This window comes from Bradyrhizobium sp. HKCCYLS2038 (genome assembly GCF_051167655.1).
Lineage (GTDB): Bacteria > Pseudomonadota > Alphaproteobacteria > Rhizobiales > Xanthobacteraceae > Bradyrhizobium.
Genome location: NZ_JBNPTM010000025.1, coordinates 1 through 2,969, shown reverse-complemented (window position 1 = coordinate 2,969; position 2,969 = coordinate 1). Strand labels below are relative to the sequence as shown.

The 2,969-nt window shown below is 62.9% G+C and carries 3 protein-coding genes; all 3 read right to left on the bottom strand.

Going from position 1 to position 2,969, the window contains the following annotated elements; translation table 11 throughout:
• Positions 1–34: 34 nt before the first annotated feature.
• Positions 35–1,561, bottom strand: coding sequence for an IS66 family transposase (gene tnpC, locus ACQR1I_RS36840; protein WP_434871261.1), 1,527 nt, complete (start codon positions 1,559–1,561; stop codon positions 35–37).
• A 69-nt stretch (positions 1,562–1,630) separates the two neighbouring features.
• Complete coding sequence (gene tnpB / locus ACQR1I_RS36835; RefSeq protein WP_434871262.1) at positions 1,631–1,984, bottom strand: IS66 family insertion sequence element accessory protein TnpB; 354 nt, start codon at positions 1,982–1,984, stop codon at positions 1,631–1,633.
• Positions 1,981–2,877, bottom strand: a complete 897-nt coding sequence (gene tnpA, locus ACQR1I_RS36830) for an IS66-like element accessory protein TnpA (RefSeq protein ID WP_434871263.1) — start codon at positions 2,875–2,877, stop codon at positions 1,981–1,983. Before tnpA ends, tnpB begins: the two co-directional genes overlap by 4 nt.
• Positions 2,878–2,969: the final 92 nt, after the last annotated feature.

Below are 2,969 nucleotides of genomic sequence, written 5' to 3'. Positions count from 1 at the left end.
AGGGCGACGTAAGCGTCCGGCCGCTGCACATACCTCAGGTCTTGATATGATCGGCCAGCTTCCAGCTCCACGGCAGCAACTCATCAAGTCGGTTGACGGGATGTCCGTCGATCATCCGCTGCAGGACGTCCCGGAGGTAGGCGTAGGGCTCTACGTCGTTCAGTTTGCAGGTCGTGATCAGCGAGCTGACCACCGCCCATCGATGGCCGCCGCCGTCGCTGCCCGCGAACAGGTGGTTCTTGCGGCCGAGCGTGACAGGACGGATTGCGCGCTCGACCGGATTGGTATCGAGCTCGACGCGGCCGTCGTTCAGGAAGCGTGTCAGGCCATGCCACCGCGAGAGCGCATAGCGGATCGCTTCGGCGAGCGTGCTGCGGCCGGAGACCAAGCGGAGCTGGGTATCGAGCCAGACATTCAGAGCGTCGACGATCGGCTTGGAGAACGTCCTGCGCTCGGCAAGACGGTAGGCGGGCGATTGCCCGCGGATGCGCGCCTCAATCGCATAGAGCTCGCCGATCCGGCGCAGGGCTTCCGTTGCCACGGGAGACGCGGTGGCTTCGGCTACGTCGTAGAACTTGCGTCGCGAGTGGCTCCAGCATGCGGCGAGCGTGATGCCCTCCTTGTCAGCCAGTTGCTCGAAGCCTGGGTAGCCATCGACATGCAAGATGCCCTTGAAGGCGGCAAGATGTGCGACCGGTCGCTCGGCCTTGCGATCCGGAGCGAACAGATAGATTGCGGCCGGAGGTTCGGGTCCGCTCCATGGTCGCTGTTCGCGTGCGTAGACCCAGAGCCGCCCCGTCTTGGTTCGTCCGCGGCCAGGATCGAGCACCGGGATCGGCGTGTCATCGACAAAGAGATGGCTGGAGGCGAACACGTTCTTGCACAGCCGTTCGTGCAAGGCCTCGAGCCACCAGCATGCGCCACCAACCCAGCCCGCGAGCGTCGAGCGGCAGAGATCGACGCCGTGACGGTCGAAGATCTGCGACTGCCGATAGAGCGGAAGATGATCGCAATACTTGCTGATCAACACGTGCGCGAGCAGCGCTGGCGTCGCCAAGCCGCCAGCGATCAATCGCTCTGGCGCTCCGGCTTGCACGACCTTGTTGCAGGTTCGGCAGGCGTATTTCGGACGGGTCGTACGCAGGACGCGAAGCTGCGCCGGGACCCAATCCAGCATCTCGCTGACGCTCTCACCAATCAGATGGAGAGCGCCGCTACAGCAGCTGCAGACTCGATCCTGCACGTCGAGCAGAACGTCTTCGCGTCGCAGATGATCGGGCAGCGGGCGGCGTCGCGGCGAAGAGTTGGCTTCCGGTGTGATCTTCGGTTGCGCTTCTTCGACGCGGCCAATGTCGCTGTCGAGATCCTCCAGACCGAGTGCAAGCTGGTCGGGATCGATGCGCTCGGAGCTGCGGCCGAACTGCATTCGCTGCAGCTGTTTGATGATGGACTTGAGACGCTGGATCTCAGTATCGCGATGGTCGATCGCAGCAGCAATGTCACGCACCAGGCGCTGCAGAAGCTCAGGATCGGATGGGAGATTGGTGAGATCGAGCTGCATGTCCGATGGTACTCGAACACACTGATTCGTAGAAGAATCGCAACTCAGTTCAGCACGACATTTTGCAGATTATCCTGCAATGGCAGGCTTCCAGACACGCTCGGGCGCGCGCCAGTCGATGCCTTCGATCAGCATCGCGAGCTGCGCCGGCGTGAGCGTGATCGAGCCATCATAGCCCGCCATCACCGGCCACACGAAGCCGCCCTGGTCGATGCGTTTGGTGAACAGACAAAGGCCGCTTCCGTCCCAGAACAGGACCTTCAGGATCGATGCCTTCTTGCCGCGGAAGGCAAACAGATGACCCGAGAACGGATCCTTCTTGAGCGTGTCCTGCACCAGCATTGCGAGCCCATCCATGCCTTTGCGCATGTCAGTGTAGCCGAGCGCCAGGTGCACCTTCACGCCTGCAGGAACGAACATCATGATGTTGTTTCTCCGCTTTCGATCTGCGCTCGCACCGCATCCGGATCGCTGCCGGCGGGAGCGAAGACGCGCCGTCCATCACGGAGATCGACGACCATCATGCCCTCCGGTGGACGCACGAGATCGCGCAGGGCGCGTGCTGCGGGCAGGTCGTCGGGCAACACGACCCGGGCGAGCTTGGAGCGCTTCTTTTGCGCGATGCCGAACTGCGCGCGCCAGCGGAACAGCAGCCCGGTGACGATGCCGTGCTTGCGGGCGACGGCAGAGACCTTGGCGCCTGGTAGCTCGGTTTCCCTGGCGATCGCGAGCTTTTCCTCGTCGCTGAAGAAGCGGCGGGCTGGCATTTTGGGCGCGGTCGGATCGCCGATCTCGGCGGCTGTCAAGCGGCATTCGGGCTGTAAGTTCCTAGCACTAGTGCTAACGGCGGGACGGGCGGAGGGATGAAGATGGGCACGCCAGTCGATCGTGACCTCGCCGGCGGCCAGTCGGTCGCGCCATTTGCGCAGCGAGTGCGGCGACAGCTGCATCGCCGAGGCGTAGGCGCGGAGCTCCATTCCGCTCCAGTTCAGTGCCTCGACATGCATCGCCCAGAATGCCTGGGACGCCCGATTGCGCACATCCGAGGTGACCGTGAACCTGCACTGCTTCTGCTTTCGGAGTGCCTCTTCTCGCTCTTCCCGGGCGCGCTCGCGGCGCAATTCCGTCTGATATTTCTCGAGCTTAAGCGCAGTCTCGTTGCCGGCCATCCGCTTCAACCAACGGCGCAGAGTGTTCTCGGTCAGACGTTGTTGCTGGCAGTATTTGCGGATCCCGAGACCGCTGCGACGCCACGCTTCGATGTGAAGCGACCACCATTCGCGGCGCGCTCTGTTCTCGAAATGTTTGGATCCCACCGGAGATTCTCCACAGCAGCAGAGAACCCGAAATGGAACGACAACACACGAGGGGGAAGGTGTGCAGGGACCGGACGCTTACAGGGCGACGT